Here is a 7,181-nt window from a genome sequence, read left to right as displayed (position 1 = left end):
TCTTCTCGATCTTGGCCATCCGGCCGCGCGTCGCTTCGGTCCACATACAAAGCTTGAATCACAACACGACCTCAGCGCCAACCCTTTTCAAACAGTCTCTCAGGTCGGGGGCCAAAGGAGCAGCCAGGGGAATCCTGTGTAAGGGTGGCGATTTCGGAACCACCTTGAACAAATACGGAACAGTGTATCCTTCAAAGGCGCAGCTTGGACAGCTAAGGCCGGCTCAGCACCCACTCAAGCTCGAAACCGACAGGCACCCCTGCGCAGGAGGGGATAGACCTCCCGCCAACGGCAGGTATCGCTCTCCCCACCAGATTTCCCGCATTGCGATTTGGCGATACATCCTCAAGTGCAAAGCGAGTCGGACTGATCCGGACTTGAAAGAAATCATGAAGTATGCACGCGAATGGTCCGGTGGGCGGACGGATTGGGCGGCTCCGGTGGGTATTTAGGCCCAATCGCTCGGAAGGGTAATTCGGTCGTAAATCACCCCGCTAAACCCTCGGAAAACCGGGGATTCTCATTTATTTATTTTTATTATTTTTACAGAGAGTGGGGGCTGCTTGTATGGGGGAGTTTACGCGTAGAGGAGCGTTTGGATGGAATGGGGTGTGAGAGGTGTTCTTGGGCAAACTAAATCAATAATATAAGTCGGAGGGCCTAAGTCGTTGACTTGATTGAGGAAAAAGGGGCTATTTTTGACCGAATTAGCCTCGGAATAGCACCCTGGAAACCGTGGTTAAGCTTTTGACTTTGTTGAGTAAAACCGCGTTTCGGCGATAATTCGGCCAGGGTGTGAAGGAAATCTCTATGGCCTTCCTCCGGCGTTGGAGGCTCCACGTTGATCGGAGAGAGCCGGATGTGGCCGAAGCTGGCTGGCACACGGGCGAGAGCCGGACGCTTCACAACCGACCGCTGGGTTCCGCCAGAGTTGATTTCCTAGCCGTCAAGTCTCTTCGCGCCTTGACTTTCATGCCAAGCTGGGCGATGACATTCGCAATCATTCCAATACGAGGCCATCCGTGTCAAAGTTGGGGGACATCAGGGCATTGCGCGGAATGTCGCAAGCCGAACTCGCGAAGCGTGTCGGCACGTCGCAGTCTCAGGTGGCCAAGTTGGAGACAGGGCGCCGCCCAATGTCCTTCAACTGGGCGATCCGGCTCGCGTCGGTGCTTGACGTGAAGCCGGAGGCGTTGCTGACCAACGCCGAGCAGATCGCCGCCCTGGCACAGATCGCCGACGCCTCCGCTGGCCCCCACCCTGACTCGCCAGACGCCTCCGCATCGGCCACCCCCCAGGAATTCGGCGCCAAGGAGATGATGAACGTCTTCACCTTCGCGACGGCCCGCCGGCCCACACAAGGCCGCTTTCCGATGCAGACGGAGCCAGTCGGCGCCACGCCGACACCGCCCGGCCTCAAGGGCGTGGAGGGCGCGTACGGCCTCCGGGTGACGGACACCCGCATGGCCCCGCGCTTCACGCCGCGCCAGATCCTCCATGTCCATCCGCGCCGGACGCCCGTTCCGGACATCGGCGTGCTCGTGCGGCTGCATGACGGCACCGCCTGCGTGCGCGAGTGGGGCGGCTGGACTGATGAGGGCGACCTCCTCCTCCGTAGCTACACCCCCGCCGAGGCCATCACCCTGCCCGGCGACAGCGTTGCCGACGTGCATGTGATCGTTGGCCTGGAGGAAGGGCTGTAGGCCTTCCCCGGCGCTCGCCGTCGACCGCGTCGGCCCGCGCGCCACCGTCACGCCGACAGAGCCCCCCTTCGCCCCTGCGCCAATGCATCGCCCGGTCTCTCCTGTCTGAAGAGTGGCGCTGCGGCGCTGTCCTCATCACACCACCCGTTTCGCAAGGCGCTGGTCTTCCAGCGCCTTTTCTTTTGTCCGCTTGGCCGCGCGCCCTCCTGAACCGAGCCAAGGCGCGGCAGCGCCATTCCACTTGTGTGGGTCACTAGTCCGGATTATTCCTATCGTGGCATTGCCCGATACGGAGCCCCCGGTATGACCAGCCTCCCCGCCCCTCCTCTCCTCTCCTGTGGCACCGAGGCGGGACGCCTCCCCCTCCCGCCGGACAGCCCACCCGAGCCCATGGTCGGCCTTGCCCGGCTGCTGGGGCGCGCGGCCGCCCGAGAACTTGGCCACGCCATCACCGACAGCCCCGCCTGATCGACCGCACTCCGCGAACCGAGAACCAGCGATGAAAACCACACCTCCACCCCCGAGACTCACCATCCTGACCGTCGCCGAAGCGGCGGAGATCAGCCGCATGTCGCAGCGCTGGATTCGCAACCAGATCCGCGACGGGTTGCTGCGCGCGCATCGCTTCGGCCGCAGTGTCCGCATCGACGCGCAAGACCTGGAGCGCTTTATCAAATCGACGCGGCGCTAGAGGCCATCCTGATCCCTTCGGTTCCACTTGGTTCACCACCCAAATAACGCCATCGGGAAAACATTGCGGTGCAAAACCCTCCGTTTTATTCCGTGGTATAATCCCGTTTTACCACACCGTTCCACCACGTTCCCCTCCATCTCACGAGGAGACCATGCACACCATTTCTGACCACCCGAACGAACCCCCGAACGTCCAGCCGGACACGCCGTCCGATGCCCGCACCCTCGGCGATCTGCTGATCCGGCTCAACACTGCCGGTCACCCAGACACCGACCTGCGCGCCCTGCGGTCGGCCGTCCTCTCCACCGCGCGGCTGCTCGACAGTGATCCCGCCGCCCTGGCGGCCCATGAGCGTCCCCTGCTGGCCCGCCTGCACAAGCTGCACCCCCGCGAAGTCGGGGCCAGCTGGAAGCGCCTGCGCAACGTCCGCTCCGACCTCGTCCGCGCCTTCAAGGCCGTGGGCTGGCACGAGGGCCGCAACACCACGACCTTCTCCCCAGCCTGGGCCGCGCTCTATGATGCCCTGCCCAGCAAGTTCGCCCGCTGCGCCTTGACACGCTTCATTCGTTACTGCTGTCAGCACGGCATCGAGCCGGAGGCCGTTGACGATGAGGTGATCCGCCGCTTCCGCGGCTACCTGGACGAGGTCGACTTCTGCCGCGATCCCGCCACCATGCAGCGCGACCTCGTCCGCACCTGGAACCGCATGATCGATGCCGTCGAGGGCTGGCCGCGGCAACCGCTTGCCCTGCCGCCCAACAAGCGCCGCTGGTCGCTCGGTTGGGACGCCTTCCCGCCCTCCCTGCGCGCCGATACCGAGGCGTGGTTGGCCCAGCAGGCGGGGCACGACCCGCTCGACGAGTTCGGTCCCGCCCGGCCACTGAAGCCGGCCACCATCATCGCCCGCCGCCAGCAGACCCTGATGTGGGCCTCGGCCATCGCGCGGCATGGCCGCGATCCGGCTACCCTGACCGACCTCGCCGCCCTCGTGTCCATCGACGCCTTCAAGGACGCGCTACGCCATCTGCTCGATCCCGCCAACAGCCACGGCACCGCCCAGCCGGCGGCCTTGGCCATCAGCATGCTCGCCGCCGCCCGCCACTGGGTCCGCCTGCCGGAGGCCCAGCTCAAGGAGTTGCAGCGCCTCGTGAAGCGGGTCCGCCCGCCGCGCCAGGGGCTGACCGAGAAGAACCGCAGCATCCTGCGGCAGATCGACAACCCGGCCCGCCGCCACGACCTGCTGGACTTCCCCCGCCGCGTGATGGACGACGTCCGCCGCCAGGGGCCGCCGACGCGCAGCCAAGCGTTGCGCGTGCAGATCGCGCTGGCCGTCGAGTTGCTGCTGATGACCGTGATCCGGCGGGGCAACCTCGTCGCCCTGCATCTCGACCGCCATCTGCGCTGGACGCGCTCGCCGCGCGGCAACACCGTCCATCTCGTCCTCGACGGCCGCGAGGTGAAGAACGGTCAGGACCTCGCCTTCGAGCTCCCGCCGGAGACGGTGACCCTGCTGGAAACCTATCTGCGCGACCATCACCCGCTGCTGGCGCCCGCGGGCAACCGCTTCCTCTTCCCTGGCAAGGGGGACGGGCACAAGGCGGCGCACCGCCTGTCGGAGGCGATCAAGACCCACGTCTTCAAGGAAACCGGCCTGACCGTGACGGCGCACTCGTTCCGCCACATCGGGGTCAAGCTGATGCTCGAGGACAACCCGACCAACTACGAAAGCGGCCGCCAGCTGCTCGGCCACACCACCGTCGACACCACCCGCCGCCACTATGCCGGCGAGGAGCGCGCCGCCCACATCCGCCGCTACGACGAACTGGTGACGCGAGAGCGCCGGAAAGCCGTCCTGCCGGTCGCCCGCAATCGGACGGCCAACTGATGGCCGGACACCGCAAACTCCCCTTCCCGCCCCGCCCGGTCGCGGACTGGCCCGAGGGCGACCGCGTCCGCTGGCAGGCGGCCCGCACCGCGGACGACATCCTGGACGAACCAGGTTCAGCGGCCCACTGGCGGGCCTCGACGGCCGCGCACACCGCGTTGTGCTATGGCTACTGGCTGGCGTGGCTGGCCTCGGAGGGCGCGCTGGACGCCACAGCCCCGCCGCATGAGCGGGTCACGCGGGACCGGGTGCGCGCGTACATCGGTGTGCTGCAGCGGCATCTGGCGCCGACGTCCGTGGCGACTGTGGTCACCCGCCTGCACGAAGCCGTGCGTGTCCTCTGCCGCAACGCGGACCTCCACTGGCTGCGCACCGCCGCCTCGCGCCTGCACACCGCCAGCGAGCCCGTGCGCGACAAGCTCGCGCGCATCATCGATTCCGACCGACTCTTCGAGACCGGGCTGGCCATGATGGCCACCGCCGAGACGGCGGCGATCTGCAACCCGCGCACGCGGGCACTGCGCCACCGCGACGGGCTGCTGATGGCGTTTCTGGCCGCCCGGCCGCTGCGCCTGACCAACCTGGCGGCGATCACGCTCGGCCAGCACCTGATCATGGACGGTGAGACGGTGTCGCTGCGCTTCCCCGGTGAGGAGATGAAGAACGGGCGCCCCCTGGAGGTCAGCTGGCCTTCCGCCCTGCTGGAGCCTCTGCGCACCCACCTTGCGGTCCACCGGCCCATGCTTGTGCCGCCCGAGCAACCCGCTTGCCTGTGGGTGGGCCGGCTCGGCCCCTTGTCGCGGATCGGCTGCCAGCACGCGATCATGGCGGCGACCAAACGCGAGCTGGGCACGGCGATCCCGCCGCACTTCTTCCGCTACGCCGCCGCGACCACGGTGGCGTTCCACGCCCCGGAGGATGCCCTGATCATCGCCGCGATCCTCGGTCACACGACCCTGCGCACGTCGGAGCGCTACTACAACCAAGCGACCGCCCTGCAGGCAACCCGCCGCCACCAGGAGTTGGTGAAGCGGCTGCGCAAGGAGGGACGATCCAAGAAGAAGGAAACCACGTCATGAGAGTGGCGCTCTACGCCCGCTATTCCAGCGACAGCCAACGCGAGGCCTCCATCGACGACCAGTTCGAGATCTGCCGCCGCTACGCCGAGCGCCAGGGCTGGACGGTGGTCGCCACCCACAAGGACGCCGCGATGAGCGGCGCCAGCCGCTTCCGGCCGGGCTACCAGCAGCTCCTGCTGGACGCCGAGGCGCGGCGCTTCGATATGGTGCTGGTGGAGGCGCTCGACCGCCTCGGCCGCAAGCTGGCCGACGTCGCCGACCTGCATGACCGCCTGCAGTTCGCCGGGGTGCGGCTGCACGCGGTGAACGCCGGCGAGATCACGCCGATGCACGTCGGGCTGCTCGGCACGATGGCCCAGATGTACCTGACCGACCTGCGCGACAAGACGCGGCGCGGCCAGCTCGGCCGCGTGCGCCAGGGCAAGGTGGCCGGGGGAAAGGCCTACGGCTACGATGTCGTCGACGGCCCGGACGGAGGCCGGGGGGAGCGGCGGATCAACGACGCCGAGGCGGCGGTGGTGCGCCGCATCTTCAGCCTGTTCGCCGCCGGCCAAAGCCCGCGGGCCATTGCCCGCCAACTGAACGCGGAGGGCGTCGCCGGCCCGGACGGTCGGCCCTGGGGTGACACAACGATCCGCGGCCAGGTGGAGCGGGGCACCGGGCTCCTGAACAACGCCCTCTACGTCGGCCGCCTGGAATGGAACCGCTGCTCGTACGTCAAGAACCCGCGCACCGGCCGCCGGGTGGCCCGCCCCAACCAGACCGAGCAGCGGGAGGTGGTGGCGGTGCCGGAGCTGCGCATCATCAATGACGAGCTCTGGGAGCGCGTCAAAGCTCGGCAGGGAGCGCTCAGCTTTGAGGTCGGCCGCGACGACACCGGCAATGCGCTGAACAGGGCAAACCGCCGCAAATTCCTGCTGTCGGGGCTGCTGACGTGCGGGGTGTGCGGGGGCGGCTACACGGTGATGGGCAAGGACCGCTACGGCTGTTCGACCCACCGCAGCAAGGGGACGTGCGGCAACGACCGGACGATCAAGCGCCAGGACATTGAGGCGCGGGTTCTCGGCGGGCTGAAGGAGCGACTGCTGGCGCCCGATCTGGTGAGAGAATTCATCACCGAGGTCACCCGGCTTGCCAACGCCCAGGCGCGCGAGAGCGCCCAACGCCGAGCCGTCCTGGACCAGGAGATCGGCCGGGTTGAGCGCTCCATCGCCGGCCTGCTGAAGGCCATTGAGGACGGGCTCTACACGCCGGCCATGAAGGACAAGATGCAGGCGCTGGAACGGCGCCGGACCGAACTGGCTGAGGAAGCGGAGCAGGCCCCGGCCCCAGCCCTGGAGATGGTCCAGCTGATGCCGAACCTGGCGGAGGTCTATGCCCGCAAGGTGGCGGCCCTTGAGGAGGCCCTGAACGACGAGGCGGTGAAGGCGGAGGCCGCCGAACTGCTGCGCGCCATGATCGAGAAGGTCGTGCTGATGCCGCGGGCGGGAAGCGGACTGGAGGCCCAGCTCTTTGGCGAACTCGCTGGCGTGCTGGCAGTGTGCGACGAGGTCGGCCAGAAACGCGAACAGCCCGCCTCCAAGGAGACGGGCTGTCAACTGTCGGTGGTTGCGGGGGCAGGATTTGAACCTGCGACCTTCAGGTTATGAGCCTGACGAGCTACCGGGCTGCTCCACCCCGCGGGTGTACCGGTGCGGATCGGAGAGCGTGTCGAAGCGTGTAAGTGTTGAAGCGTCGTCCAGCGGATGTTGGCGTGTGCCGTGGTGACCTGGCGGCGACCTACTCTCCCACGTCTTAAGACGCAGTACCATCGGCGCTGA

The 7,181-nt window shown here is 67.1% G+C and carries 5 protein-coding genes and 1 tRNA gene; 5 read left to right on the top strand and 1 reads right to left on the bottom strand.

The features are described 5' to 3' along the window. Nucleotides 1-1,022 precede the first annotated feature (1,022 nt). The 5 genes from ACSVC7_RS32375 to ACSVC7_RS32355 all read left to right on the top strand — a co-directional run bounded on the left by ACSVC7_RS32375 (nt 1,023) and on the right by ACSVC7_RS32355 (nt 7,010). Nucleotides 1,023-1,703 (top strand): XRE family transcriptional regulator, encoded by a 681-nt coding sequence (locus ACSVC7_RS32375; protein WP_448208705.1) that lies wholly within the window; start codon nt 1,023-1,025, stop codon nt 1,701-1,703. Between the two features lie 499 nt (nt 1,704-2,202). Continuing rightward, nucleotides 2,203-2,394: a helix-turn-helix domain-containing protein gene (locus ACSVC7_RS32370; RefSeq protein ID WP_448208703.1), complete on the top strand. Its 192-nt coding sequence runs from the start codon at nt 2,203-2,205 to the stop codon at nt 2,392-2,394. A 154-nt stretch (nt 2,395-2,548) separates the two neighbouring features. After that, the gene (locus tag ACSVC7_RS32365; RefSeq protein ID WP_448208702.1) at nt 2,549-4,282 is read left to right on the top strand and encodes a tyrosine-type recombinase/integrase; all 1,734 of its coding nucleotides are present in this window, start codon (nt 2,549-2,551) and stop codon (nt 4,280-4,282) included. Continuing rightward, a complete protein-coding gene (locus ACSVC7_RS32360) occupies nt 4,282-5,361 on the top strand; it encodes a tyrosine-type recombinase/integrase (protein ID WP_448208701.1) in 1,080 nt (359 codons plus the stop codon). The genes ACSVC7_RS32365 and ACSVC7_RS32360 overlap by 1 nt, the downstream gene beginning before the upstream one ends. Beyond that, nucleotides 5,358-7,010, top strand: a complete 1,653-nt coding sequence (locus tag ACSVC7_RS32355; protein ID WP_448208706.1) for a recombinase family protein — start codon at nt 5,358-5,360, stop codon at nt 7,008-7,010. The genes ACSVC7_RS32360 and ACSVC7_RS32355 overlap by 4 nt, the downstream gene beginning before the upstream one ends. Here the strand turns inward: ACSVC7_RS32355 and ACSVC7_RS32350 are convergent. Further along, nucleotides 6,967-7,043, bottom strand: a tRNA-Met gene (locus ACSVC7_RS32350). The genes ACSVC7_RS32355 and ACSVC7_RS32350 overlap by 44 nt on opposite strands. Between the last annotated feature and the right edge of the window lie 138 nt (nt 7,044-7,181).

Source organism: Azospirillum mesophilum (assembly GCF_053470405.2).
Note: the sequence above shows the minus strand (reverse complement) of the source record. Positions and strands in the feature narration are given on the sequence as shown.

What these genes read in the sequence shown, in the direction of transcription:
- ACSVC7_RS32360 (WP_448208701.1), top strand. Translation starts at nt 4,282, where the DNA reads ATGGCCGGACACCGCAAACTCCCCTTCCCGCCCCGCCCGGTCGCGGAC.
- ACSVC7_RS32370 (WP_448208703.1), top strand. Translation starts at nt 2,203, where the DNA reads ATGAAAACCACACCTCCACCCCCGAGACTCACCATCCTGACCGTCGCC.
- ACSVC7_RS32355 (WP_448208706.1), top strand. Translation starts at nt 5,358, where the DNA reads ATGAGAGTGGCGCTCTACGCCCGCTATTCCAGCGACAGCCAACGCGAG.
- ACSVC7_RS32365 (WP_448208702.1), top strand. Translation starts at nt 2,549, where the DNA reads ATGCACACCATTTCTGACCACCCGAACGAACCCCCGAACGTCCAGCCG.